Below are 23741 nucleotides of genomic sequence, written 5' to 3'. Positions count from 1 at the left end.
GTCATGCGGATCCGGTGCCAGTGCGCGACGGAACACTGCGTCGAGTGCCGTCGGCAGTCCCCGGCGGACGGTGCGCACCGTCCGCGGCTCCTGACGCTGTGCGGGCTCGCCCCTGCCGAAGGCGTCGCTCTCGAACGGGTGGACGCCGGTGATGAGCTCAAAGGCCACGACCGCGGCGGCGTAGAGATCGCAGCGGCTATCGCACGGCTGGCCCGCGGCCTGCTCGGGTGCCAGGTAGCGCGGGTCGTCGAAGGGTCCCGGTCGCAGCGCGCCGGCGGCCAGCGCAGACCAGCCGAAGCCGGTGAGTTTCAGCTGGCCGGTGCGACTGACGAGCAGATGCTCGGGATGGATGGCGGCGTGCACCAGACCGTGGGCATGGGCGAACTCGAGTGCCGACAGCAGCTGCACTGCGAGCGCCAGGCCGTGCAGCGGCGGCAGCCGCCCGACCCGCGCGAGGTACGCGGCCGTGGTTTCGCCTTCCACGAAGGCGGTGGTGACGTAGGCGGCCTCGCCGTGCCAGCCGCAATCGCGCACGGCCACCAGGTTCGGGTGTTCGAGGACCGCGGCCGCCATGCCGGCGGCACGCAGGCGCGCCTGCGCTTCCGGGGTGGGCGGCGCGGCCGGCGCCGGACACCGGCACACCGCGAGCCGCTGCGCACTGGCAGGGTCGCAGGCCTCGTGCACCGTGCGCCCGGGGCTGCTCGCGATGACGCGCAGAAGCTGCAGGCCGTCCAGCGTGGATCGTGGCGGCACCGAGCTCATCGCCAGCCCTCTCGGCTCTGATCCCCAGCGCGGTGTTCGGGTGTGCCCTCGGCTTGCTGCATCCGGGCCATGGTCGAGGTTGACGTGGGGTGCACCTGTAGGACGACGGAGCGTCCGCGCGTCTGTCCACAGGCGTGAATCGAGGCCGCCGCAGCAGCACGGATCAGGTGTGTCGGCCGCCGGTACGGCGCGCCACCGCGAGCCACTCGTCGGCGGGCAAGTCCCAGCGCCGGCGAATGTCGGCAGCCCTTGCCGCGAGCACCTCTTCGCAAGGCAAGGTGCCGAGTTGCGCGAGGACGACGACGTTGCCCGCCTCGGTCGGCGGAAACTGCCACACCGCGCCCGGCCGCAGCCCTTCGCGGATGCGCGCGACGCTGCCGCGCACGTCGAGCTCGCGTCCGATCAGGTTCACCGCAACGCTGGCGTCGGCGCGCAGGACACGTCGGCAGCGGGCGTAGAACGCCGCGGTGTCGAGGGCCGGCGCCTCGACGAAGGCGTCGTAGGCATCTATCTGCAATACATCGATGCTGTGCGCAGCGGCTTGCCGCGCGATGAAGTCGCCGCCCTCCGCATGCACCACGCGCAGGCGCTCGTCGTCCGGCGGCAGCAGGAAGTGGATCCGGCAGACGGCGATCACGTCCTGCTCGATTTCGACGGCGCTGGCACGCATGCCCAGCACGCCGTGCGCGAAGCGCGTGAGCGAGCCGGCCCCGAGGCCGATGGTGACGAGGTGCTTGAGCGGCAGCGTGGCCGCATCGTGGAACAGCAGCCACGCCGACATGTGCAGCGCGTAGGCGAGCTCCAGCCGCTGCGGGTCGTCGATGCGCATGGCGCCCTGGCACCAGGCGGTGCCGAAGCGCAGCAGGCGCAGTCCGTCGCACTCGCTGACGCATAGTTCCATCAGCAGGCCCCGCCCGCGAGCGGACGCGCAGCGCACGCTCGCGCCAGGCACCCGCACCGGGACATGCCGCGAAAGTCGCGGCACGCCACCGGACCGGAGGCGCCTCGTGCGCCGGCAGGGATGCAGAGGCTGCGCCCCATTCGGCGCCGCGGGCGCGGGTTCAGGCCGCGCCTTCCTGCGCGGCGGCAGACTCCGCGGACGTGATGGTGACGTCGCCGCCGCTGATGCGCAGGGTGCCATCGGGCCGCGCATCGACGAGCCTGCCATCGGACAGGCGGTATTCCACCTGACCGGTGGGCTCCCAGCTCTCCACGCCGGCCGCGCCTTCGGTGCGCGCGAGCCGGTCGTAGGCGCACACCTTGTAGCGCTGCCCATCGGAGCCGTCGGCGAAAAAGGATTCGAGGAACTGAAGTCGCATGTCCATGGCTCTACCTCATGTGGTCTAAGGACGCTCCGGAGCCCTCGCGCTGTGCGGCCGTGCCGGCTCGGCGCCATCGGCCCCGGTCCGAGCGGGCGGCCGCATGCCGTGCTGCGGTCGTGCCGTGGTGCCGTGGTGCCGTTGTTCCCGGCTGCCGCGGTGCGCGTCCGGCTCCAGTCAGGACGACCCATTCTGCCAATCCGGGGCGCCGGGGAAAGGCCTGGAAACCGTGTTGCACCGCCTTTACCGGAGCGCCACACGAAGGCCGGCTTGAAAGCGGGCCGACAACGCACCACCTGAGGCGCATGAATCCCTCTATCAGCCTCAACCGAAGTTTGGTGGCCTTGGCACACGTGTTGCAGCGCATGGAGCTGAGCGGGCGAAAGGTCGATCCGCAGCAGTACCGCAGCGTGGTGGCGCGGCTCGAGGCCGAGCTCAGCGCCACCCAGGGCGACCCGGCCCTGGAGCCGCTGCTGCAGAGCGTGCCCGCGCTGTCCGAACTCTACGAAAACATGCAGTACGCCCACGCGGGCTTGTGCCGCTCGCCGCTGGACGCGGGTCTCGAAGCCGAGTTGCGCGCACGCCGCGCGATCGAGGCGGCACGCGCGGCGGCGGCGCGGCGCTGACGGTCCTGCGCGGACGGCGGCGCATCGATTGCCGAGGTGCGCGTGCGCACCGCATCGAGGCGCAGCACCGCTCCACGCGCTGAGCCACTGCGCGCATCAGCACGGCATCAGTGCCCGCACGTGCCGCATGCGACCTCGGGCACGGATGTATCGGGTATCGCGATTGCGTATCGCGTATCGCCTCGTTGCTCGTTGCCGGGCGCGGGGGATGCGGGCTGCGGCACGCGGCAGTGTGGATGGTCGGGTCGGCCGGGCCGCTCGCATGGTCCGGCCTGTGGACCATGTTGGCGCCGCCCTTCCACTCTGTACACGCGGCGCGAGTGACGCTCACAATGGCAGCTCGCGCGGGCACGGCGCCCGCGTACCTGCCCTGCGCGGCAGCCCACCCGGCGCAGGCGTGCCGGGTCGGGCCGCGCGCCCGATCATCGAAGGAGCTTTTCGCATGCGCATGACCCCGCTGGGCCGCACCGGCTTGTTCGTCTCCGAGCTGTGCCTCGGCACCATGACCTTCGGTGGCACGGAGGGCACCATGTGGGGCAGCATCGGGCGACTGGGGCAGGCCGAGGCCGAGCGGCTGATGGGCCAGGCCATCGACGCCGGCATCAACTTCATCGATACCGCCGACGTCTACGGCGGCGGCGCCTCCGAAGAGATCACGGGTCGGGCGCTGCGCAACCTCAAGCGCCCGCGTGACGAAATCGTCGTCGCCACCAAGGTCTTCAGCGAAACCGGGCCGGGCGCCAACATGCGCGGCAACACGCGAGCGCACATCCTGGACGGCATCAAGGCAAGCCTCAGGCGCCTGCAGCTGGAGCACATCGACCTCTACCAGATCCACGGCTTCGATCCGGCGACGCCTGTCGAAGAGACGGTGCGTGCGCTCGACCAGCTCGTGCGCCACGGGCATGTGCGCTACGTCGGCGTCTCCAACTGGGCCGCCTGGCAGATCGTGAAGGCACTCGGCATCTCCGAGCGCCTGGGCCTGGCGCGCTTCGAGTCGCTGCAGGCGTACTACACCGTCGCGGGCCGCGACCTCGAACGCGAGCTGATCCCCATGCTGCGCAGCGAGGGACTGGGCCTGATGGTCTGGAGTCCCTTGGCGGGCGGGCTGCTGAGCGGCAAGTTCGGGCGCACGCAGCAGGGTGAGGCCGACAGCCGGCGTGCGGTGTTCGACTTTCCACCGGTGAACAAGGAGCGCGCCTGGGATGTGGTCGAGGTGATGCGCGAGATCGCACAGGCGCGTGGCGCGACCGTGCCCCAGATCGCACTGGCCTGGCTGCTGCACCAGCCGCAGGTGAGCAGCGTGATCATCGGCGCCAAGCGGCCGGAGCAGCTCGCCGACAACATCGGCGCGACCGAGGTGCGCCTGGAAGCGCAAGACCTCGAGAAGCTCGACGCGGTGAGCCGGCTGCCGGTCGAATACCCCGGCTGGATGCTCGACCGCCAGGGCGAGGTGCGCCGGCGCCAGTTGGCGCAGATTGCTCGGGCGCGCTGAGGCGCGGTTCGCCGGACGCTGCGGCATGGAACGCGCCACCGAACGGTCGGAGCATGGGCGTGCGAGGAGCTGGCGCATCGTGGGCTGGAGTGCCGGCGCAGCACTGCTGCTGCTGCCCTTTCTGGCGATGCAGTTCACGCGCGAAGTCGCATGGGACGGCGCCGACTTCGCGCTGGCGGGCGCACTGGTGCTTGCGACCGGCTGCGGCTGGGAGCTGGCCCTGCGCGTGCGTCGCGACAGGACGTACCTGGGCGCCGTCGCGCTCGCACTCGCGACGGCCTTCGTGCTGCTGTGGGCCAACGCCGCGGTGGGCATCGTCGGCTCGGAGCGCAACCCCTTGAACGCCCTGCACCACGGCGTGCTCGCCGTCGGCCTGGTGGGCGCCTTGCTCGCGCGCCTGCGTGCGCCCGGCATGGCGGCGGCGATGTTCGCCACGGCGCTCGCTCAAGCGGCGGTCCTGCTCGTTGCACACTACGCCGGCACCCAGGCCGTCGAGCCTGTCGCCTGGGTCTTCGTCGCGGCATGGCTTGGCTCCGCCTGGCTGTTTCGGCGCGCGGCCCGCCGAGACCTGGCGCGGCGATAGCGCTGGGGTGCGGCCCGCGCTATCGTTCGCCCACCCCAGTTGCGAGGAAACCACCATGTCGTCCCAGACCGTCCGTCTCCACCGCGTGTTGCGCTGCCCGCCGGAGCGGGTGTTTCGCGCCTTCGTGGAGCCCGCCGCCTTCGAACGCTGGCTTCCGCCGTTCGGATTTACCGGGAAGGTGCACGCGATGGAGCCGGTGGTCGCAGGCCAATGGCGCATGTCGTTCACCAACTTCGGGACCGGGCACAGCCACCACTTCGGCGGAAAGTACCGCGAGATCGATTCCGGCCGCCGCCTCGTGTACGACGCGAGCTTCGACGCCCCCGAGCTGCCGGGCACGATGGTGACCACCGTGATCCTCACCGCGGTGTCCTGCGGCACAGATATGCAGGTGACGCAGGAAGGCATTCCAGAGGTCATTCCTGCGGAGATGTGCTATCTGGGCTGGCAGGAATCCCTGGTCGCGCTGGCGCAGCTGGTGGAGCCTCGGATTCCCGAGTGATGTGCCCCTTCGGGGGCTGTGCTCAGTTCAGCCGCAGGATCCGCTTGCATTCTGCGGTGATGAGCGCGGCGAGGTCGCGTGCCGCGGGAGCCAGCCGGTCTTCGCTGCGGGTGTAGAGCCCTGCTGTCAGTAGCGGAAGCGGCTTGGTCAGGGGAATCTCCTCGAGCAGTTGCGCGACCGCGGGTTCACTCAGCATGGGCCGTCCGACCAGCGCGAGCGAATCGCTCTGGGCGAGAGTTGCAATCTTGATCGAATGCGACTCGCATTCCGCAGCCGATGCAGGCACCTCCAGCCCCTCGGCGCGAAACGCCTCCTCCAGCACGCCACCGGCCCCTCGCGGCCGCGTCAGGATCCAGTGCGCCGAGCGAAGCTCGTGCAAGCTGCGCGCGTGGCGCTGCGGATGGCCCTTGCGCGCGACGACCACGAGTCGGAAGCGGGCGAGCGCCCGCACGGCAAAGCCGCTGGTCGGCTCCCGCTCCAGGCGCAGGCACACGGCGAAGTCGAGCGTGCCCTCGCGCAGCATCGGAAGCAGCGTTTCCTGGGTTCCCTCGACGATTCGTACCCGGGTGTCCGGGCGCTCGCGGCCATAGCGCGCCAGCACCGGCGGAATGAGCCACGCACCTATCACGGACGCGACCCCCAACGTTGCCGCGTTCCGCGCGCGCCCGGCCAGCCGTTCGACGTCCTCGCGTGCCCTCTGCACCTCGGCCTGAATGCCCCGGGCGCGCGGAAGCACCGCCCGGCCGGCGTCGGTGAGCTCGATGCCACGACTGCTGCGATGAACGAGCGTCGCGTCGAGATCCTGCTCGAGCGCCTGCAGGCTCTTCGTAACCGACGGCTGCGAGAGGTTCAGCTTGCGCGCGGCTGCACGGATGCTTCCCGCCTCGGCCACGGCGCAGAGCACTTTCAGCTGGGCGAGTTGCATGGTGATAGGCACCGGTTATCTGCAAGAAGCCTTCGCATCTTATGGTTCCCGGGCTCCGGTGGTGTACTGCCGCCACGACACACGAGGGCTTCAATCATGAAACGACGCCTCTGCTTGCTTGGTGGATTGCTGGCGCTTGCGATGGCCCAGGCGCAGCCACTGTCCGCACCCCACATGACCATCATCGTGGGCGGCCCACCTGGCACGCCCGGGGATGCGCTCGCCCGCGCGCTTTCCGAACCGCTCGCACGTGAGTTCGGCCGCCCCGTGATGGTTGAGAACAAGCCCGGTGCTGCGGGCACGCTGGCGCTCGCGGCCGTGAGCCGAGCGGCCGCAGACGGTTCGGTACTCGGGATCTTTGCCCTGCAGCACGCAGTCGCGCCGCAGCTGGTCAAGGCAATGCCGTACGACGCGCAACGCGACCTGTCGCCGGTGCGGCAGATCTCCACGGTAAGCAACCTCCTCGTCGTGCGCGCGGACAGCGCGCTCACGGACCTCGCGGCGCTGCTGCGGCAGGCGCAGCACGGCCGCCTCACCTATGCGTCGGGCGGCATGGGAACACCTTCGCAGCTGGCAGCCGAGTTGTTCGCGCAGGAGGTGCAGCGCGGATTACGGCATGTACCCTTCAACGGTCCGGTCGCGGGGCTCGCTGCGCTCGCCGGCGGCCATGTCGATCTGATGTTCGCGACGACCCCGGCCGCTTTGCCGCTGATCCATGCAGGCAAGCTGCGCCCGCTCGCGATCACCGCTGCGCAGCGCCTCGCGGCCTTGCCGCATGTCCCGACGCTGGCCGAGCTGGGCTACCCCGGAGCCGGCCTCCAGGACTGGCATGGCGTCGTGGCGCCGGCCGGAACGCCCGCCGCCCGGATCGCGAACATGGCCGATGCGATCGGCCAGGCTCTGGCCACGCCCGCGGTGCAGCAGCGGCTGCAGTCACTCGGCCTGGAGCCGCTGGCGGACTCGGGCCCCGCGCAGTTTGGCGCGTTCATCGAAGCCGAGACGGACCGCTGGGCCGCTGTGATGCGCCGCGCCACAGGTGCGACGCAGTGAACAGCTGCGCGCGGGCGTCCCACGGATGCGCATGACACCGTTCAGCCCGCAGCCTGTGGGAGGGTGCACGCACCTGCGGGGCGCGAGCTACTGAAGGAACCTGGAGACGGCAGAGGCTGGATAGCCTCGGCGGACAAGAAAAAAAAGCGCGATGGGCTGAAAGCCGCATCGCGCTTGTACGTGTGCTTGGCGGAGTGGACGGGGCTCGAACCCGCGACCCCCGGCGTGACAGGCCGGTATTCTGACCAACTGAACTACCACTCCGCGTGGTGCTGCGTCTGCCCGCTTGCGCGGACCAAGTGCCAGCTGCTTGTGCCGTATCCCGCGAGAGGGAAATCTGGCGACCCTACGGGGATTCGAACCCCGGTACTCACCGTGAAAGGGTGATGTCCTAGGCCTCTAGACGATAGGGTCATCGGGGGGTCGCATTCACCGGCTGTGCGCCTGCGGCTGCAGCCTCCCTTGAGGCGAATCGATTTTCCCGACGCTGATGGTGGAGGTAAGCGGGATCGAACCGCTGACCTCTTGCATGCCATGCAAGCGCTCTCCCAGCTGAGCTATACCCCCGCACCTGACATCGGGACCCAAAATAAAACCAGCCTCGACGGGCTGGTTTTATCGACTGACTTTGGCGGAGTGGACGGGACTCGAACCCGCGACCCCCGGCGTGACAGGCCGGTATTCTAACCAACTGAACTACCACTCCGCGTGGTGCTGCGTCTGCCCGCTTGCGCGGACCAAGTGCAACCTGCTTGTGCCAACTCCCGTGACGGAAAACCGTGACGGAAAAACTGGCGACCCTACGGGGATTCGAACCCCGGTACTCACCGTGAAAGGGTGATGTCCTAGGCCTCTAGACGATAGGGTCGTAACCTTGGACTTTTCAGTGCCGTCTCGACGTTTGGTGGAGGTAAGCGGGATCGAACCGCTGACCTCTTGCATGCCATGCAAGCGCTCTCCCAGCTGAGCTATACCCCCGTGGCGTCGAGACCGAAATTCTATACTGGTTTTTGGCCCATCAGCAGCCGCTCGACAACATCTTTTCGCTCGGAGAGTGCGAGCACCGCATCGAGCGACGGGGTCTGCGCGGTGCCCAGCACGAGCACGCGCACGGGCATCGCGAGTTGGGGCATCTTGAGGCCGCTGGCGCGCAGGGTTTCCTTGATCGCCTCGCCGATCGCGTCCTTGTTCCATTCGCATCCTTCGAGCATGCGCGCGAGGATGCCGATGGCCGGCCGCACGGCCTCGGTCAGGTGCTTGGCCAACTCGTCGCGCGAGGGCTCCACCGGCCGATAGAACTTGCCTGCCCAGTCGGCCAGCACCACCGTGGTGTCGCAGCGGTCCTTGAACAGGCCGCAGATGGCCGGCAGCCGCGCATCGGGCTCGATGCCTCGCGCACGCAGCTGCGGCGCCACCAGATCGGCAAGGCTCGCATCGCTCGCCTGCTTCATGTGCTGCGCATTGACCCAGCGCAGCTTCGCCTCGTCGAACTGCGCGGCGCTGCGGCCCAGGTGATCGAGGTCGAACCACTGCAGGAACTGCTGGCGGCTGAAGATCTCGTCGTCGCCATGCGACCAGCCCAGCCGCGCAAGGTAGTTCACGACCGCATCGGCCAGGAAGCCTTCATCGCGGAACTGGGTGACGGGCTTGGCGCCGTTGCGCTTGCTCATCTTCTCGCCGCTCTCGTTCAGCACCGTGGGCAGGTGCGCGTACACCGGTGGCTCCTGCCCCAACGCGCGAAAGATGTTGATCTGCCTGGGCGTGTTGTTCACGTGGTCGTCGCCGCGGATCACGTGGGTGATGCGCATGTCGATGTCATCGACCACCACGCAGAAGTTGTAGGTGGGAGTGCCGTCGGGCCGGGCGATCACCAGGTCGTCGAGTTCGTCGTTGCTGATCTCGATGCGGCCCTTGACCTTGTCCTCCCACACCACCGCGCCGCCCTGCGGATTGCGAAAGCGCAGCACCGGCTGCACGCCTTCGGGCACCGGTGGCAGCTGCTTGCCAGGTTCGGGGCGCCAGGTGCCGTCGTAGCGTGGTTTCTCCTTGGCCTGCATCTGCCGCTCGCGCAGTGCATCGAGTTCGGCGACGCTCATGTAGCAGGGGTAGACCAGGTCCTGTGCGCGCATCTGCGCCAGCACCTCGCGGTAGCGGTCCATTCGCTGCATCTGGTAGTAGGGGCCCTCGTCGTGGTCGAGCCCCAGCCAGGCCATGCCTTCGAGGATGACATCCACCGCCGCCTGCGAGGAGCGCTCGAGATCGGTGTCCTCGATGCGCAGGATGAACTCGCCCCCCTGCGACCGGGCGAACGCCCACGGGTACAAGGCGGAACGGATGTTGCCCAGGTGGATGAATCCGGTGGGCGAGGGAGCGAATCGGGTGCGGACTTTCACGTGTTCAGAGCAGGTCGAGGCCGCGCGCGAGATCGGCCTTCAGGTCATCGAGGTGTTCCAGGCCGACCGCCACCCGGATGAGGTTCTGCCGGATGCCGGCGGCGAGGCGCTGCTGTTCGGTGAGCCGGCCATGCGAGGTGCTGGCGGGCTGCGTGATGATGCTCTTGACGTCGCCGAGGTTGGCGGTGATCGAGAGCAGCTGCGTGGAGTCGATCACCTGGAAAGCGTTGCGCCGCGCGGTGTCGGGGTCGGCCCCCTTCACGTCGAAGGACACCACGGCGCCGCCCTTGCCGGACTGCTGCCGCATGGCCAGCTCGTGCTGCGGATGGCTGGCAAGGCCCGGGTAGTAGACCCGCTCCACCGCAGGGTGCTCCTCCAGCCACCGCGCGAGCTCCAGCGCGCGCAGCGACTGCGCCTCCATGCGGATGCCCAGCGTCTCCAGGCCTTTCAACACCACCCAGGCATTGAAGGGCGAGAGCGTGATGCCGGCACTGCGCATCACGGGAATCAGCTTGTCCCGGATCAGGGCCTTGCTCGCGCAGACCGCACCGGCAATCACGCGCCCCTGTCCGTCGAGGTACTTGGTGCCCGAGTGCACCACGATGTCGGCGCCGAGCTGCGCCGGCTGTTGCAGGGCCGGTGTGCAGAAGCAGTTGTCCACCGCCAGCAGCGCGCCGGCATCGTGCGCGATGTCGGCCAGCGCACGGATGTCGCAGACTTCGGTGAGCGGGTTGGTCGGCGTCTCGGCGAACAGCAGCCGCGTGTTGGGCCGGATGGCGGCCCTCCACTCGGCCAGGTCCGTCTGCGAGACGAAGCTGCTTTCCACGCCGAACTTGCCGAATTCGCTGCCGATCAGCTTGATGGTCGAGCCGAACACCGAGCGCGAACAGACCACGTGGTCACCCGCCTTGAGCAGTCCCATGCACAGCAGCAGGATCGCCCCCATGCCGCTGGCCGCAGCGATGCACGCCTCGGTGCCCTCCAGCGCTGCAAGCCGCATTTCCATGCTGGCGACGGTGGGGTTGGTGAAGCGCGAATAGATGTAGCCCTCTTCCTCCCCGGCGAAACGGCGCGCGGCGGTTTCGCTGTCGGGCTGGGTGAAGCTGGAGCTGAGGTACAGCGCCTCGGAGTTCTCGCCGTACTGGCTCTTGTCGACGGCGGCGCGCACGGCCAGCGTGTCCAGGTGCAGCCCCTCGGGCAGTTGTTTGGCGCTCACGTCAGGCCTCCTGTGCGTTCGGCAGGGCCAGCCGGGAGCTATCCTGCGCGAGCGGATCTTCCTGGCCGATGCGCGCCTGGTTGATGCGCGCGATGTCTTCGGGATCGATGTCGCCGGTGACGTAGACACCGTCGAAGCAGGAGGCGTCGAAGCCGTCGAGCGCGGGGTTGAGCGAGCCGATGGCACGCTTCATCGCTTCGACGTCCTGGTAGATCAGCGCATCGCAGCCGATGATCTGGCGCACCTCCTCCACCGTGCGGCCGTGGGCCACCAGCTCGCCGGGCGTGGGCATGTCGATGCCGTAGACGTTCGGAAAGCGCACCGGCGGCGCTGCGCTGGCGAGGTACACCTTCTTCGCGCCGGCGTCGCGCGCCATCTGCACGATCTCGCGGCTGGTGGTGCCGCGCACGATGGAGTCGTCCACCAGCAGCACGTTGCGCCCCTTGAATTCGCTGGTGATCACGTTGAGTTTCTGGCGCACCGACTTCTTGCGCACGCCCTGCCCCGGCATGATGAATGTGCGTCCGACATAACGGTTCTTCACGAACCCTTCGCGGTAGGGCACCCCCAGCAGGTGCGCCAGCTGGGTGGCGCTGGGGCGGCTGGATTCGGGGATCGGGATGATGACGTCGATCTCGTTGGGCGGCACCGTGGAGATCACCCGCTTGGCCAGGGTCTCGCCCAGGTTCAGGCGCGCCTGGTACACCGAGACGCCGTCGAGCACCGAATCCGGTCGGGCCAGGTAGACGTATTCGAAGATGCAGGGGTTCAGGCGCGGCTGTTCGGCGCATTGGCGAGCATGGAGCGTGCCGTCCAGGGCGATGAACACCGCTTCGCCGGGCGCCACCGAGCGTTCGAAGACGTGCCCGGTGCCCTCCAGCGCCACCGACTCGCTCGCCAGCATGAGCGTGCCGTCCTGGCCGCGACCGATCGACAGCGGGCGGATGCCGAACGGGTCGCGGAACGCCAGCACCCCATGGCCGGCGATCAGGGCGATCACGGCGTACGAGCCGCGCACCCGCCGGTGCACCGCCGAGACGGCGGCGAATACGTCGTCCGGGTGCAGCTGCGCGCCCCGGGTGGAGCGATCGAGCTCGTGTGCGAACACGTTCAGCAGCACCTCGGAATCGCTCTCGGTGTTGATATGGCGATGGTCCGTCGAGAACAGCTCGGCCTTCAGCACGTCGGCATTGGTGAGGTTGCCGTTGTGCACCAGCACGATGCCGAAGGGCGCGTTGACATAGAAGGGCTGCGCCTCTTCTTCGCTGTCGGCATTGCCCGCGGTCGGATAGCGCACCTGCCCCAGACCCACGCTGCCCGGCAGCGCGCGCATGTTGCGGGTGCGAAAGACGTCGCGCACCATGCCCTTGGCCTTGTGCATGAAGAACTTGCGCTCCTGCTGGGTCACGATGCCGGCCGCGTCCTGTCCGCGATGCTGCAAGAGCAGCAGCGCGTCGTAGATCAGCTGGTTGACCGGGCCGCTGCTCACGACCCCGACGATTCCGCACATTGGCTCAATACCCCGGTAAGTACCGCCCGAAGGTCTCGGGCAGCATCGGTTTCAATCCCTTGAGGGCCGCCACCGCCATCGGCGCGCCGCCCGACTCGCGCCAGGTGCCCGTGTGCGTCAGCGGCACGAGCAGGAAGACGATGGTGATCACCAGCACGACCACCAGCCCGCGCACCACGCCGAACGCCGTGCCCAGCACGCGGTCGGCCGGCCTGAGGCCCACCGCCGCGATCAGCTTGCGCGCCACCGCGGCCATCAGTCCGGCGGCGAACACCGCCGCGATGAACAGCAGCACGAATGCCGCCGCGAAACGCACCGACTGCCGCGCCTCGCCCATCGGCAGCCAGCCCGCGACTTCAGGCGCCAGCCACTGGGCGACCACGAACGCGGCCACCCAGCCAAGCAAAGACAACAACTCGTAGATGAGCCCGCGCCACGCGCCGATCACCACGGACAGGACGATGACGCCAAGGAACACCCAATCGAGCACGGGCATCGCGCGGCCAGCTTACAAGGTGAGGATGGCAGCGGGCAAATCCAGGCCCTTGATCTTCTGGGCGGCCCTGTCGGCCTCGGCGCGGCTGTTGAAGGGGCCCGCCCGCACGCGGATGCGCGGACCTTCCTTGGTTTCCGCGACGTGCACATAGGTCTTTACGCCGGCACGCTCGAGCTTCTGGCGCACCTCGCGCGCCTTGGCGGGCTCGGCGAAGGCGCCGACCTGCACGACCAGGCGCTCCTCGGCGGCGCCAGCCGCGGCGACCGGGACGCTGCGCCCCTCGAGCAGTGCGCGGGCGCGGGCCGCCTCGTCGGCGTTCACGGCCTTCTTCGCATCGATCCGAGTCTCTGGCCTGGGCTCCGGCTTGGACTCCGGCTTGGCGTCGGGACGCGCGTCGGCGCGCGCCGCGGCTGCGTTCGCAGGCGGAGCGGGGGTGGGTGCGGTAGCCGGCACCGGTGCCGAACCTGGCGTCGTTGCAGGCCCGGAGGCCGGCGCGGCCTGCGGCTGCGACGGAGATGCGGGAGTGACCGGGCCGGCCGTCCTGCCGCCTGTCGGCTGGGGCGCCGCCGCAGAAGGCGTTACCGGCTGCGATGCGGCGCTGACGCCACCAGCCGCAGCCGGCGCTTCCGGCGCGGGCAGGCTGAGCGCGGCAACCCGCTGACGGTCGGGAATTTCGATGGGGATGTCCACGGCCACCGGTCGCGGCTGGGTGTCGAACAGGAGCGGGAATCCGATCACGCCGGCCAGCACCAGCACGGCGGCGCCGATCAGTCGCTGGCGTGCGCGCCGGCGCATCGCCTCCACGCTCTCGGACTTGGCAGGCGCGGCGACCGATGCGCCTTGACCCTTTCGAAACTTGAAGAAAGCCATTGCCTTGCGTCGTGACCGGGGGACTCAGGACCGCAGGTGCGCAGCCTGCAAGCGGGGCACGCCGCCTTCGAGGATGCCGCCTACGGTGAAGAAGGAACCGAAGGCGACGATTCTATCAGCCGGGTCTGCCGCGGCGATCGCCGCGTCGAGTGCCGCGCGAGGGCCACCGTGCACGCTCGCCACCACGTCCGCACGCGTGCGAACGCCTTGCCAGCGCACGTGCAGGGCAGCGCCGGTTTCGGCGCGTGCACTTGGCAGGTCGCAGAAGTACCACCGGTCGGCCAGGGGGCCCATCCGGCGCAGCATCGCGTCCAGGTCCTTGTCGGCCATGGCGCCGAACACGACGTGGGTGGTCGGATAGAAACCCATCGCGTCCAGGTTGGCCACCAGCGCCGCCACCGAATGCGGGTTGTGCGCCACGTCCAGCACCAGCACCGGCTCGCCCGGCACGATCTGGAAGCGCCCGGGCAACTCGACCAGCGCCAGCCCGCTGCGCACCGCCTGCGCCGTGACCGGCAGGCGCTCGCGCAGCGCAGCGAGCGCGGCCAGCGCACCCGAGGCGTTGATCAACTGGTTGGCGCCCCGCAGCGCCGGATAGGCCAGCCCGGGATGGCGCCGGCCGCGGCCGGCCCAGGCCCACTGCTGCTTGTCGCCCGAAAAATTGAAATCGCGCCCGAGCAGCCACAGGTCCGCGCCGACCTCCTCGGCGCGCTCGATCACGCTGTGCGGCGGCACGGGATCGCTCACCACGGCGGGCCGGCCGGCACGCAGGATGCCGGCTTTTTCGCGGCCGATCGATTCGCGGTCCGGGCCGAGGAAGTCCTGGTGGTCCAGGTCGATGCTGGTGATCACCGCGCAGTCCGCATCGATCACGTTCACGGCGTCGAGGCGCCCGCCGAGGCCGACCTCGAGAATCACGAGGTCCAGCTGAGACGCCGCCAGATGGCTCAGGATCGCGAGCGTGGTGAACTCGAAGTACGTGAGCGCCACGCCCTCGCGCGCAGCCTCCACCCGGGCGAAGTGCGGGACCAACGCGCCCGCATCGACGGACTCGCCCCGGATGCGGCAGCGCTCCTCGAAGCGCACCAGGTGCGGCGACGTGTACAGGCCGGTGCGCCAGCCCGCCTGCAGCGCGATCGACTCCAGCATGGCGCAGGTCGATCCCTTGCCGTTGGTGCCCGCCACGGTGATCACCGGGCAGTCGAATCGCAGGCCGAGGCGCTGCGCCACCGCGCCTACGCGCTCCAGGCCGAGGGCGATGGTCTTGGGATGCAGGCGCTCGCAGTGCGCCAGCCAGTCGTGCAGGGTTTCCATGGAGCCGCGATTGTCGGGCCTTACCATCCGCCTCCATGATCGTCGTCTACGGCATCCCCAACTGCGACACGGTGAAGAAGGCGCGCGCCTGGCTGGCCGAGCGCCAGGTCGCCTATCGCTTCCACGACTTGCGCCGCGACGGCGTGCCTGAGGACCGGCTTGCAAGCTGGGTCGAACAGCTCGGCTGGGAGGCACTCGTCAATCGCAAGGGCACGACCTGGCGCAAGCTCGAGCCGGCGGCGCAGGCCGCGGTGTCGGACGCTGCCGGCGCCTGCGCCCTCATGGGGCGCGAAGCCAGCGTGATCCGCCGCCCGGTGGTCGATTGGGGCCCGCGGGACAGCAGCGTCGGCTTCGATCCGGCCCGCTGGCAGGCCCGGCTGGACGGCGCCGCCTGAGGCGCTGCCCCAAGCTCGGCGTTTACAACCTCTTTACGGCGCCCGGCGTGGCTCTGCGGGAGCCGGCTGCCTAGAATTCCGGGATCACTCCGGTGCGAGGTGGCTCATGAACAGACCCGTTTTCTTCAGCACACTGGCCGTCCTCGCCTGCGCCGCGCCCGCGCTGCAGGCCCAGGAGAGCGGCCGCGTGCTCTCCAGCGTCCCGGTCATCCAGCAGGTGGCGGTGCCGCGGCAGGTGTGCAACAACTACCCCGTGGTGGTCGAGCAGCCTCGCAGTGGCGCCGGCGCGCTGCTCGGGGCGATCGCCGGCGGCGCAGCTGGCAATGCCATCGGCGACGGCGGCGGCCGTGCAGTGGCCACGGCGTTGGGCCTGCTCGGCGGCGCGGTGCTCGGCGACCGCATCGAGGGACCGAACGCCCAGCTGCAGCAGCACACCCAGTGCAGCACGCAGACGACTTACGAGAACCGGGCGGTTTCCTACCAGGTCACGTACGAGTACGCCGGCAGGCAGTACAGCGTGCAGCTGCCGTACGACCCCGGCCCCACCATTGCCCTGCAGATCCTGCCTGCGGGCGCCGGCTACACGCCGCCGCCCCAACAATCGACGGCACCGCTGCCTGCCCCGGTGGCGCCCATCGGCAGTGCGCAGGCCCTGCCGCAGGACTTGGCATCGCCCACCCTCACGGCTCCATCCAGCAGCCCGCCCGTCGTCATCCTGCGAGAACTGGTGCCGCCGCCGATGGTCGTTCCCCATGCCTACGGCGTGATGCCCGCACCAGCCTACGGCATGGTGCCGGCGCCCGCGTATGGCATGGTGCCGGCGCCGTTCGCGCGGCCATACTACTACCCGCCGCGCGTCTCGCTGCACCTCGGTTACGTGCGTGGCGGTCACCGCCACCGCCACCGCGGCTGGCACTGAACGCAGGCGCTGGGGGTGGCCGCAGCGCCTAGAATTCCCGGTTTTCCACGGCGCAACCGGGCATTCCCTTCATGACCACCGACACGATCGACGGCGTCACCGTCACCACCCAGGCCAATGTCTATTTCGATGGCAAGTGCGTGAGCCACGGCATCACACTGGCCGACGGCACCAAAAAGTCGGTCGGCGTCATCCTGCCGTCCACCCTCACCTTCACCACCGGCGCGCCGGAGGTCATGGAGTGCGTCGGGGGCGCCTGCGAATGGCGCATGGCGGGCACCGAGAGCTGGACGCGCTCCAGTGCCGGCGAGCGCTTCAGCGTGCCGGCAAACGCCCGCTTCGACATCCGCGTGACCGAGCCCTACCACTACATCTGCCATTTCGGCTGATCCCCGCAGCGACCCCATGAGCACCATCCTCGAACACGTGCCCGTCGGCCAGAAGGTCGGCATCGCTTTTTCCGGCGGCCTGGACACCAGCGCCGCCCTGCACTGGATGCGCCAGAAGGGCGCCGTGCCCTACGCCTACACGGCCAACCTGGGGCAGCCGGACGAGCCCGACTACGACGAGATCCCGCGCAAGGCCATGCAGTACGGCGCCGAGCAGGCGCGCCTGATCGACTGCCGCCGCCAGCTCGCGCAGGAAGGCATCGCCGCGCTGCAGTCGGGCGCCTTCCACATCTCCACCGCCGGCATCACCTACTTCAACACCACGCCGCTCGGACGTGCCGTGACCGGCACCATGCTGGTGGCGGCCATGAAGGAGGACGACGTCAACATCTGGGGCGACGGCAGCACCTTCAAGGGCAACGACATCGAGCGCTTCTACCGCTACGGCCTGCTCACCAACCCCGGCCTGCGCATCTACAAGCCCTGGCTGGACCAGGCCTTCATCGACGAACTCGGCGGGCGCGCCGAAATGTCGGCGTTCATGCAGCAGGCAGGCTTCGCCTACAAGATGTCGGCGGAGAAGGCCTACTCCACCGACTCGAACATGCTCGGCGCGACCCACGAGGCGAAGGACCTCGAGCACCTCAACTCCGGTATCCGCATCGTCAATCCGATCATGGGCGTCGCCTTCTGGAAAGACGACGTGCCGGTCGCGGCTGAGGAAGTCACCGTGCGCTTCGAGGAAGGCCAGCCGGTGGCCCTCAACGGCCGCAGCTTCAGCGACCCGGTGGAGCTGATCCTCGAGGCCAACCGGATCGGCGGTCGCCACGGCCTGGGCATGAGCGACCAGATCGAAAACCGCATCATCGAGGCCAAGAGCCGCGGCATCTATGAAGCTCCCGGTCTCGCGCTGCTGTTCATCGCCTACGAGCGCCTGGTGACCGGCATCCACAACGAGGACACCATCGAGCAGTACCGCGACAACGGTCGGCGCCTCGGCCGCCTGCTCTACCAGGGTCGCTGGTTCGACCCGCAGGCACTCATGCTGCGCGAGACGGCCCAGCGCTGGGTGGCCCGCGCGATCACCGGTGAAGTCACCCTCGAGCTGCGCCGCGGCAACGACTACAGCCTGCTCGACACCGCGTCGCCCAACCTGACCTACAAGCCCGAGCGGCTCACCATGGAAAAAGGCGAGTCGATGTTCTCGCCGCGCGACCGCATCGGCCAGCTGACGATGCGCAACCTCGACATTACCGACACGCGCGAAAAGCTGGGTGTGTATAGCGAAGCGGGGCTGCTCTCCGGCGGCGACGCCGAGCAGTTGCTGCGGCTGACAGGCGGCAAGTAAGCGGCGGCGGCGGGAACGCCGCTCCGCGCCGTAAGCCGTCACTGACGCACATGCGCGACTTTTCTGGTCCCCGCGCGCCTGGCCTCGACCGTACGCTGCGTGGATCCATCCCCCATCCACCCAACGCATCGGAGCACACCATGGCCCTGTTCAGAAAAGTCGTCATGCTCGCCATCACCTCGGGCCTTGCCAAGAAGGCCTGGGATTCGTATAGGCGCAAGAGCCCGGTCGAAGCCGGCCGCGCCAAGGCCTCGCTGAAGGAGGCCGGCCGCAAACTCACCGGGCGCGACCGCGACAGCAACCGGCCTGGCTCGTACTGAGTCGTTTCAAAGGCGTACGAGGGACTTCGGCCCACGTACGCATTTGAACGAACAGCGCCTCGCCAGCGGCGTCAGACCACCACCGGCTCCGGCTCCAGCCGGATGCCGAAGCGTTCATACACACTGGTCTGGATTGCACGGGCGAGCGTCACCACCTCGCCTCCCGTCGCGCCGCCACGGTTCACCAGCACCAGGGCCTGCTTCTCGTAGACGCCGGCCTTGCCCACCGATTTGCCTTTCCAGCCGCAGGCGTCGATCAGCCACCCGGCCGCGAGCTTCACCGAACCGTCGGGCATCGGGTAGTGCACGATGTTCGGCTCGCGCGCGATGATGTCGTGGCACTGTTCGGGCGTGACGGTCGGGTTCTTGAAGAAACTGCCGGCATTGCCCAGCACGCGCGGGTCGGGCAACTTGTTCTGGCGGATCGCGCAGACCCAGTCGTAGACCTGCCGCGCGCTCGGTGCATCGACTCCGCTCTCGGCCCGCTTGCGCGACAGGTCGAGGTAGCCGAGCACCGGCTTCCACGGCTTGGGCAGACGGAACCGCACCCGCAGGATCAGCGCCCGGCCGGCGAGCCCGAGGTCGCCCTCCTTGGCCGGGACGTGCTTGAACACGGAATCGCGGTATCCGAAGGCGCACTGGCCGGCACCGAGCGTGAAGATGCGACCGGTGGCGAGGTCGATCGCGTCCAGCGCCTCGAAGCGGTCCTGGAGTTCCACACCATAGGCTCCGACGTTCTGCACGGGCGACGCCCCGACGCTGCCTGGAATGAGTGCCAGGTTCTCCAGTCCGGGAAAGCCGTGGTCGAGGGTCCAGGTGACGAAGGCATGCCAGTTCACTCCGGCGCCGGCCTCGATGATGGTGGCCCGGGCGCCGTCCTCGACCACGCGAACGCCTTCGATCTCCACCTTGAGCACCAGCGGCTTGACGTCACCCGTGAGCACGATGTTGCTGCCGCCGCCCAGAACGAATTTCGGAGCACCTGCCCGCGTGGGATCGGCCAGCAGCGCCCGCACGTCTTCTTCGCCGCGCACGCGCACCAGCTCGCGCGCCTTGGCGACGATGCCGAAGCTGTTGTGGGCCTGCAGCGGCACGTTCTGCTCGACGATCATGGGAGAATTGTCGCACCCGGGAACAGCGACACGGAGCATCCATGCCATCTTTCGACACCGTCTGCGAACCCAACCTGGTCGAGGTGAAAAACGCCGTTGACAACACCTCCAAGGAGATTGGAACGCGCTTCGATTTCAAGGGCACCTCGGCCGCGATCGAGTTCAAGGACAAGGACATCACCCTGTTCGGCGACGCCGAATTCCAGCTTCAGCAGGTCGAGGACATCCTCACGAACAAGCTGGCCAAGCGCAACGTCGATGTGCGCTTTCTCGACAAGGGAGCCGTCCAGAAGGTCGGCGGCGACAAGGTCAAGCAGGTCGTCAAGGTGCGCAGCGGCATCGAGTCCGAGCAGGCCAAGAAGATCCAGAAGCTCATCAAGGACAGCAAGCTGAAGGTGCAAGCCGCCATCCAGGGCGACGCGGTGCGCGTCACCGGCGCCAAGCGTGACGACCTGCAAACGGCCATGGCGCTGATCCGCAAGGACATCCCCGATCTGCCCCTGAGCTTCGACAACTTCCGCGACTGACCGGATGCCGGCCGTCCTCACGCCGTCGCGGGCGCTGACCCTGTCGCTGCTCCTGGCACTCCTGGCGCTCGCCATGCCGGCCTGGGCCCAGTCGGTGGGCCTGCACGGCACCATGGGCACGCGCGCACTGCTCACCATCGATGGCGGCGCGCCCAAGGCGCTCGTGCCCGGCGACACCCACCACGGCGTGACGCTGGTGTCCACGGCGGCGGGTGAGGCGGTGATCGAGATCGGAGGCCGGCGCCAGACGCTCCGCGTGGGAGAGGCTCCGGTGAGCATCGGAGGCGGCGGCGCCCCGCCGCGCGGCACCCGCATCGTGCTCACCGCCGGCAGCAATGGCCACTTCACCGGCATCGCCGCGGTCAACGGACGCACCCTGCCCTTCCTGGTGGACACCGGCGCGTCGGTGGTGGCGCTGAGCGCCGGCGACGCCGACCGCATCGGCCTGAACTACCGCGCGGGCCGCCCGGTGCAGGTCAACACCGCCAACGGCAGCACCACCGGCTGGCGCCTAAAGCTCGGTTCCGTGCGCATCGGCGACGTCGAGGCCCACGAGGTCGATGCCGTGGTCACGCCGCAGTCCATGCCGCACATCCTGCTGGGCAACAGCTTTCTCATCCGCTTCCAGATGAAACGCGAGAACGAGCAGATGGTGCTCGAGCGACGCTACTGATGCCCACTGCCAGCGCCGAACAGCGCGCGTCGAACTCGCCGTTCGGGCCCCTGCGGCTGCCCGTGTTCCGGATGCTCTGGATCACCTGGTTCGCCGCCAACACCACGATGTGGATGAACGATGTCGCGGCCGCATGGCTGATGACGTCGCTGGCGCCCTCGCCGCTGTGGGTCGCGCTGGTGCAGGCGGCCTCGACGCTGCCGGTGTTCCTGCTGGGCCTTCCCAGCGGCGCGCTGGCCGACATCGTCGATCGGCGCCGCTATTTCATGGTGACGCAGTTCTGGGTTGCCGGCATCGCGAGCGTGCTGTGCGTCGCGGTGCTGCTCGGGTGGATGACGCCTGCCCTGCTGCTGCTGCTCACCTTTGCCAACGGCGTGGGCTTGGCGATGCGATGGCCGGTGTTCTCGGCCATCATGCCCGAGGTGCTGCCGCGGGCACAGCTGCCCCAGGGGCTGGCCCTGAACGGCATCGCGATGAACGGCTCGCGCATCGTCGGGCCGCTGCTGGCCGGCGCGATCATCGCAGGCGCGGGCAGCGCCTGGGTGTTCGTGTTCAACGCGGTGCTGTCCCTGGTGGCCGGCTTCATCATCATGCGCTGGCGGCGCGAGCACAAGGAGAGTCCGCTGGGGCGCGAGCGCCTCACCAGCGCGATGCGCGTGGGCCTGCAGTACGTACGCCAGTCGAGCCGCATGCGCAGCATTCTGCTGCGCATCTCGCTGTTCTTCTTCCACTCCACCGCCATCCTGGCGCTGCTGCCCTTGCTGGCCCGCGCGCTGCCCGGCGGCGGTGCCGGCACCTTCACCCTGCTGCTCTCGTCGATGGGCATGGGCGCGATCCTGGCGGCCCTGCTCATGCCGCGCATCCGCCGGATGGTGACGCTGCCCCAGCTCATTCTCGGAGGCACCGTGGTGCAAGCCGCGAGTGCGGCGGCGCTGGCGGTCGCCCCCACCGTCTGGCTCGCCGTCCCTGCCATGTTCATCTCGGGCATGGCCTGGATCTCCTCGGCCAATTCGCTCACGCTCTCCGCCCAGATGGCCCTGCCCGACTGGGTGCGCGCGCGCGGCATGTCGATCTACCAGATGGCGCTGATGGGATCGACCGCCGCCGGCGCGGCGCTCTGGGGCCAGATCGCCACCTGGACGACCATCCACCAGAGCCTGCTGGCCTCGGCGGCGAGCGCCGTGGTGCTCATGCTCCTGGCCTACCGCCTGGTGCCCGATCGCGGGACGGAAGAAGACCTTACGCCGTCCAATGTCCTGCGGGTGCCGCAGATGGCGATGCCGCCGCGCCCGGGCCGCATCATGGTGTGCATCGAGTACCTGATCGACCCCGCCCACGAGAACGACTTCCTGGCCCTGATGGAGCTGAGCCGCCGCAGCCGGCTGCAGCAGGGCGCGCTCGAGTGGCACCTGCTGCACGACCTGGCAGAGCCGGGGCGCTATGTCGAGCAGATGGTCGATGAATCCTGGACCGAGCACCTGCGGCGCTTCGACCGCATCACCGCCGCCGACGCGCAGCTGCGCGAGCGACGCCTGCAGTTCCACATCGGCAGCGAGGCGCCGCGCGTGACGCGCTTCCTGATCGAGCAGGGTTGAGGCGTCGGCGCGGCGAGTCGTGCGCCGGAGCGCGTCACCACGGACAGCGCTTCTTGCCCCGCAGACCTACGGCTTCTTCGCTCCGAGGCGTGACTCGGTACCCTTGATCAGCCGGCCGATGTTGGCGCGGTGCCGCATGGCCAGCAGCAGGGCCATGAAGCACAGGGCTGCGACCTCGGGCGCGTCGGCGCTCCAGGCGATGCGATCCCCCAGCAGGAAGTACATCGGCGCGAACACCGCAGCCACCAGCGAGGCGAGTGACGAGTAGCGAAAGAAGAAGGCGATGATCAGCCAGGTGAGGCCGGTCGCCACGCCCAGCATCCAGTCGATCCCGAACACCGCGCCGAAGAAGGTGGCCACCCCCTTGCCACCCTCGAAGCGGAAGAACACCGGATAGAGATGGCCCAGGAAGGCGCCCACCGCCACCAGGGCCACCGTGCCCTCCTCCAGCCCATGGGGCGCGCCGTACGCTCGCACCAGCAGCACCGGCACCAGCGCCTTGCAGGCGTCCAGCAGGAGCGTGAGTCCCGCCGCAACCTTGCTGCCCGAGCGCAGCACGTTGGTGGCGCCGGGGTTCTTGCTGCCGAAGGTGCGCGGATCGGACAGGCCCATCGCGCGGCTGACGATGACCGCAAAGGCGAGCGAGCCGAGAAGGTAGGCGGCGATGCCCGCGGTCAGGGGTAGCAGGATGTCCATGGGCCGCGATTCTGCCAGCGCCAGCTCAGCGCCTGCGTGGGCCCGACCTCGCATGGCTGCGGAGGCGAACGGACCTGTGGGCTCGAAGAAGGCCCCGGGCTCGAAGAAGGTTCAGGGCTCAGGGCTCAGGGTCTTGGGCTCCGGGAGTCGAAGACGGTGGAAGGCTGCGCGCGGAAATGGATAGCCCTCCGATCACCCGCCCGCAGCACCCATAGCCAGCGCGCACTGCACCGGCCGCGCCTGCAGCAGCCGCACGCACTCCTGCGGATCGATGCCCACGAGCAAGCCGCGCCGCCCTCCGTTGATGGCAATGCGCGGCAGCGCGAGGATGGTCTGCTCGATGTAGACCGGCATGCTGCGCCGCGTGCCGAAAGGCGAAGTGCCGCCCACCTGGTAGCCGCTGTGCCGGCTGGCCACCTCGGGCCGGCACGGGGCCACCGACTTCACGTCGATCTGGCGCGCGAGGTTCTTGGTCGAGACCGTGCGGTCGCCGTGCATCAGCACGATCAGCGGCCGCGCCGCCTCGTCCTCCATCACCAGCGTCTTGACCACGGTGTGCGGGTCCAGCCCCAGCACTTCGGCGCTGTGCTGCGCGCCCCCATGCTCGATCCACTCGTAGGCGTGCTCGGTGAAGGCCACTCCGTGCGCCCGCAGAAAGGCGGTGGCGGGCGTTTCGCTCACGTGCTTGCGACGGGCCATGGCGGCG

General features: G+C 69.0%; 26 protein-coding genes and 6 tRNA genes. 13 read left to right on the top strand and 19 right to left on the bottom strand.

What is annotated here, in order from left to right; translation table 11 throughout:
• The 3 genes from WG922_RS12355 to WG922_RS12345 form a co-directional block, all read right to left on the bottom strand.
• Positions 1-762: serine/threonine-protein kinase (locus WG922_RS12355; RefSeq protein ID WP_340282936.1), on the bottom strand; the 762-nt coding region annotated here is incomplete at its 3' end.
• 163 nt (positions 763-925) lie between these two features.
• Positions 926-1663: a spermidine synthase gene (locus WG922_RS12350; RefSeq protein WP_340282935.1), complete on the bottom strand. Its 738-nt coding sequence runs from the start codon at positions 1661-1663 to the stop codon at positions 926-928.
• Positions 1664-1823: 160 nt separating this feature from the next.
• Positions 1824-2087, bottom strand: a complete 264-nt coding sequence (locus tag WG922_RS12345) for a hypothetical protein (RefSeq protein ID WP_340282934.1) — start codon at positions 2085-2087, stop codon at positions 1824-1826.
• Positions 2088-2434: 347 nt separating this feature from the next.
• On the opposite strand from WG922_RS12345, the gene WG922_RS12340 reads away from it, so the two are divergent.
• The 4 genes from WG922_RS12340 (at position 2435) to WG922_RS12325 (ending at position 5287) form a co-directional block, all read left to right on the top strand.
• Positions 2435-2707, top strand: coding sequence for a hypothetical protein (locus WG922_RS12340; RefSeq protein WP_340282946.1), 273 nt, complete (start codon positions 2435-2437; stop codon positions 2705-2707).
• 442 nt (positions 2708-3149) lie between these two features.
• Positions 3150-4202 (top strand): aldo/keto reductase, encoded by a 1053-nt coding sequence (locus tag WG922_RS12335; protein ID WP_340282933.1) that lies wholly within the window; start codon positions 3150-3152, stop codon positions 4200-4202.
• Positions 4203-4227: 25 nt separating this feature from the next.
• Positions 4228-4785: a hypothetical protein gene (locus WG922_RS12330; protein WP_340282932.1), complete on the top strand. Its 558-nt coding sequence runs from the start codon at positions 4228-4230 to the stop codon at positions 4783-4785.
• A 55-nt stretch (positions 4786-4840) separates the two neighbouring features.
• Positions 4841-5287: an SRPBCC family protein gene (locus WG922_RS12325; protein ID WP_340282931.1), complete on the top strand. Its 447-nt coding sequence runs from the start codon at positions 4841-4843 to the stop codon at positions 5285-5287.
• Positions 5288-5309: 22 nt separating this feature from the next.
• Here WG922_RS12325 and WG922_RS12320 read toward each other — a convergent pair whose 3' ends face one another.
• Positions 5310-6212 (bottom strand): LysR substrate-binding domain-containing protein, encoded by a 903-nt coding sequence (locus WG922_RS12320; protein WP_340282929.1) that lies wholly within the window; start codon positions 6210-6212, stop codon positions 5310-5312.
• A 96-nt stretch (positions 6213-6308) separates the two neighbouring features.
• Here WG922_RS12320 and WG922_RS12315 point away from each other — a divergent pair, with 96 nt between their 5' ends.
• Complete coding sequence (locus WG922_RS12315) at positions 6309-7262, top strand: tripartite tricarboxylate transporter substrate-binding protein (protein ID WP_340282927.1); 954 nt, start codon at positions 6309-6311, stop codon at positions 7260-7262.
• 187 nt (positions 7263-7449) lie between these two features.
• Here the strand turns inward: WG922_RS12315 and WG922_RS12310 are convergent.
• The 12 genes from WG922_RS12310 to folC form a co-directional block, all read right to left on the bottom strand.
• Positions 7450-7526 (bottom strand) — tRNA-Asp (locus tag WG922_RS12310).
• Between the two features lie 74 nt (positions 7527-7600).
• A tRNA-Glu gene (locus tag WG922_RS12305) sits at positions 7601-7676 on the bottom strand.
• 77 nt (positions 7677-7753) lie between these two features.
• A tRNA-Ala gene (locus WG922_RS12300) sits at positions 7754-7829 on the bottom strand.
• 62 nt (positions 7830-7891) lie between these two features.
• A tRNA-Asp gene (locus WG922_RS12295) sits at positions 7892-7968 on the bottom strand.
• Between the two features lie 86 nt (positions 7969-8054).
• A tRNA-Glu gene (locus WG922_RS12290) sits at positions 8055-8130 on the bottom strand.
• Between the two features lie 34 nt (positions 8131-8164).
• A tRNA-Ala gene (locus tag WG922_RS12285) sits at positions 8165-8240 on the bottom strand.
• Positions 8241-8260: 20 nt separating this feature from the next.
• Positions 8261-9655 (bottom strand): glutamate--tRNA ligase, encoded by a 1395-nt coding sequence (gene gltX / locus WG922_RS12280; RefSeq protein ID WP_340282926.1) that lies wholly within the window; start codon positions 9653-9655, stop codon positions 8261-8263.
• A gap of 4 nt (positions 9656-9659) precedes the next feature.
• Positions 9660-10871, bottom strand: a complete 1212-nt coding sequence (locus tag WG922_RS12275) for an O-succinylhomoserine sulfhydrylase (RefSeq protein ID WP_340282925.1) — start codon at positions 10869-10871, stop codon at positions 9660-9662.
• A 1-nt stretch (position 10872) separates the two neighbouring features.
• Positions 10873-12381, bottom strand: a complete 1509-nt coding sequence (purF, locus tag WG922_RS12270) for an amidophosphoribosyltransferase (RefSeq protein ID WP_340282924.1) — start codon at positions 12379-12381, stop codon at positions 10873-10875.
• 4 nt (positions 12382-12385) lie between these two features.
• On the bottom strand, positions 12386-12877 hold the full coding sequence (locus WG922_RS12265) for a CvpA family protein (protein WP_340282923.1): 492 nt from the start codon (positions 12875-12877) through the stop codon (positions 12386-12388).
• 12 nt (positions 12878-12889) lie between these two features.
• Positions 12890-13747 (bottom strand): SPOR domain-containing protein, encoded by an 858-nt coding sequence (locus WG922_RS12260; RefSeq protein WP_340282922.1) that lies wholly within the window; start codon positions 13745-13747, stop codon positions 12890-12892.
• A gap of 24 nt (positions 13748-13771) precedes the next feature.
• Entirely contained in the window at positions 13772-15061 is a 1290-nt protein-coding gene (folC, locus tag WG922_RS12255) for a bifunctional tetrahydrofolate synthase/dihydrofolate synthase (protein WP_340282920.1), read from the bottom strand.
• A gap of 35 nt (positions 15062-15096) precedes the next feature.
• On the opposite strand from folC, the gene WG922_RS12250 reads away from it, so the two are divergent.
• From WG922_RS12250 to WG922_RS12230, 5 genes are all read left to right on the top strand, one after another.
• Complete coding sequence (locus WG922_RS12250; RefSeq protein WP_340282919.1) at positions 15097-15456, top strand: ArsC family reductase; 360 nt, start codon at positions 15097-15099, stop codon at positions 15454-15456.
• 106 nt (positions 15457-15562) lie between these two features.
• Positions 15563-16375, top strand: a complete 813-nt coding sequence (locus WG922_RS12245; RefSeq protein ID WP_340282917.1) for a hypothetical protein — start codon at positions 15563-15565, stop codon at positions 16373-16375.
• Positions 16376-16446: 71 nt separating this feature from the next.
• On the top strand, positions 16447-16764 hold the full coding sequence (gene ppnP, locus WG922_RS12240; protein WP_340282915.1) for a pyrimidine/purine nucleoside phosphorylase: 318 nt from the start codon (positions 16447-16449) through the stop codon (positions 16762-16764).
• Between the two features lie 16 nt (positions 16765-16780).
• Positions 16781-18112 (top strand): argininosuccinate synthase, encoded by a 1332-nt coding sequence (gene argG, locus WG922_RS12235; protein ID WP_340282913.1) that lies wholly within the window; start codon positions 16781-16783, stop codon positions 18110-18112.
• Between the two features lie 140 nt (positions 18113-18252).
• A complete protein-coding gene (locus WG922_RS12230) occupies positions 18253-18432 on the top strand; it encodes a hypothetical protein (RefSeq protein WP_340282912.1) in 180 nt (59 codons plus the stop codon).
• Between the two features lie 71 nt (positions 18433-18503).
• Here WG922_RS12230 and murB read toward each other — a convergent pair whose 3' ends face one another.
• The gene (murB, locus tag WG922_RS12225; RefSeq protein WP_340282911.1) at positions 18504-19544 is read right to left on the bottom strand and encodes a UDP-N-acetylmuramate dehydrogenase; all 1041 of its coding nucleotides are present in this window, start codon (positions 19542-19544) and stop codon (positions 18504-18506) included.
• 41 nt (positions 19545-19585) lie between these two features.
• Here murB and WG922_RS12220 point away from each other — a divergent pair, with 41 nt between their 5' ends.
• From WG922_RS12220 to WG922_RS12210, 3 genes are read left to right on the top strand one after another with little or no spacing between them, the layout of a single operon-like run.
• Positions 19586-20071 (top strand): YajQ family cyclic di-GMP-binding protein, encoded by a 486-nt coding sequence (locus WG922_RS12220; RefSeq protein WP_340282909.1) that lies wholly within the window; start codon positions 19586-19588, stop codon positions 20069-20071.
• Positions 20072-20075: 4 nt separating this feature from the next.
• Entirely contained in the window at positions 20076-20744 is a 669-nt protein-coding gene (locus WG922_RS12215; protein ID WP_340282908.1) for a retropepsin-like aspartic protease family protein, read from the top strand.
• Entirely contained in the window at positions 20744-22339 is a 1596-nt protein-coding gene (locus tag WG922_RS12210; RefSeq protein WP_340282907.1) for an MFS transporter, read from the top strand. Before WG922_RS12215 ends, WG922_RS12210 begins: the two co-directional genes overlap by 1 nt.
• A 66-nt stretch (positions 22340-22405) precedes the next feature.
• Here WG922_RS12210 and plsY read toward each other — a convergent pair whose 3' ends face one another.
• Positions 22406-23035: a glycerol-3-phosphate 1-O-acyltransferase PlsY gene (plsY, locus tag WG922_RS12205; protein ID WP_340282905.1), complete on the bottom strand. Its 630-nt coding sequence runs from the start codon at positions 23033-23035 to the stop codon at positions 22406-22408.
• Between the two features lie 192 nt (positions 23036-23227).
• The gene (locus WG922_RS12200) at positions 23228-23734 is read right to left on the bottom strand and encodes an aminoacyl-tRNA deacylase (RefSeq protein WP_340282903.1); all 507 of its coding nucleotides are present in this window, start codon (positions 23732-23734) and stop codon (positions 23228-23230) included.
• Positions 23735-23741: the final 7 nt, after the last annotated feature.

This window comes from Ramlibacter sp. AN1015, assembly GCF_037726105.1.
GTDB lineage: Bacteria > Pseudomonadota > Gammaproteobacteria > Burkholderiales > Burkholderiaceae_C > Ramlibacter.
Note: the sequence above shows the minus strand (reverse complement) of the source record. Positions and strands in the feature narration are given on the sequence as shown.

What these genes read in the sequence shown, in the direction of transcription:
- WG922_RS12350 (WP_340282935.1), bottom strand. Translation starts at nt 1,663, where the DNA reads ATGGAACTATGCGTCAGCGAGTGCGACGGACTGCGCCTGCTGCGCTTC.
- WG922_RS12345 (WP_340282934.1), bottom strand. Translation starts at nt 2,087, where the DNA reads ATGGACATGCGACTTCAGTTCCTCGAATCCTTTTTCGCCGACGGCTCC.
- WG922_RS12335 (WP_340282933.1), top strand. Translation starts at nt 3,150, where the DNA reads ATGCGCATGACCCCGCTGGGCCGCACCGGCTTGTTCGTCTCCGAGCTG.
- WG922_RS12330 (WP_340282932.1), top strand. Translation starts at nt 4,228, where the DNA reads ATGGAACGCGCCACCGAACGGTCGGAGCATGGGCGTGCGAGGAGCTGG.
- WG922_RS12325 (WP_340282931.1), top strand. Translation starts at nt 4,841, where the DNA reads ATGTCGTCCCAGACCGTCCGTCTCCACCGCGTGTTGCGCTGCCCGCCG.
- WG922_RS12320 (WP_340282929.1), bottom strand. Translation starts at nt 6,212, where the DNA reads ATGCAACTCGCCCAGCTGAAAGTGCTCTGCGCCGTGGCCGAGGCGGGA.
- WG922_RS12315 (WP_340282927.1), top strand. Translation starts at nt 6,309, where the DNA reads ATGAAACGACGCCTCTGCTTGCTTGGTGGATTGCTGGCGCTTGCGATG.
- purF (WP_340282924.1), bottom strand. Translation starts at nt 12,381, where the DNA reads ATGTGCGGAATCGTCGGGGTCGTGAGCAGCGGCCCGGTCAACCAGCTG.
- WG922_RS12265 (WP_340282923.1), bottom strand. Translation starts at nt 12,877, where the DNA reads ATGCCCGTGCTCGATTGGGTGTTCCTTGGCGTCATCGTCCTGTCCGTG.
- WG922_RS12260 (WP_340282922.1), bottom strand. Translation starts at nt 13,747, where the DNA reads ATGGCTTTCTTCAAGTTTCGAAAGGGTCAAGGCGCATCGGTCGCCGCG.
- folC (WP_340282920.1), bottom strand. Translation starts at nt 15,061, where the DNA reads ATGGAAACCCTGCACGACTGGCTGGCGCACTGCGAGCGCCTGCATCCC.
- WG922_RS12250 (WP_340282919.1), top strand. Translation starts at nt 15,097, where the DNA reads ATGATCGTCGTCTACGGCATCCCCAACTGCGACACGGTGAAGAAGGCG.
- WG922_RS12245 (WP_340282917.1), top strand. Translation starts at nt 15,563, where the DNA reads ATGAACAGACCCGTTTTCTTCAGCACACTGGCCGTCCTCGCCTGCGCC.
- ppnP (WP_340282915.1), top strand. Translation starts at nt 16,447, where the DNA reads ATGACCACCGACACGATCGACGGCGTCACCGTCACCACCCAGGCCAAT.
- argG (WP_340282913.1), top strand. Translation starts at nt 16,781, where the DNA reads ATGAGCACCATCCTCGAACACGTGCCCGTCGGCCAGAAGGTCGGCATC.
- WG922_RS12230 (WP_340282912.1), top strand. Translation starts at nt 18,253, where the DNA reads ATGGCCCTGTTCAGAAAAGTCGTCATGCTCGCCATCACCTCGGGCCTT.
- murB (WP_340282911.1), bottom strand. Translation starts at nt 19,544, where the DNA reads ATGATCGTCGAGCAGAACGTGCCGCTGCAGGCCCACAACAGCTTCGGC.
- WG922_RS12220 (WP_340282909.1), top strand. Translation starts at nt 19,586, where the DNA reads ATGCCATCTTTCGACACCGTCTGCGAACCCAACCTGGTCGAGGTGAAA.
- WG922_RS12215 (WP_340282908.1), top strand. Translation starts at nt 20,076, where the DNA reads ATGCCGGCCGTCCTCACGCCGTCGCGGGCGCTGACCCTGTCGCTGCTC.
- WG922_RS12210 (WP_340282907.1), top strand. Translation starts at nt 20,744, where the DNA reads ATGCCCACTGCCAGCGCCGAACAGCGCGCGTCGAACTCGCCGTTCGGG.
- plsY (WP_340282905.1), bottom strand. Translation starts at nt 23,035, where the DNA reads ATGGACATCCTGCTACCCCTGACCGCGGGCATCGCCGCCTACCTTCTC.
- WG922_RS12200 (WP_340282903.1), bottom strand. Translation starts at nt 23,734, where the DNA reads ATGGCCCGTCGCAAGCACGTGAGCGAAACGCCCGCCACCGCCTTTCTG.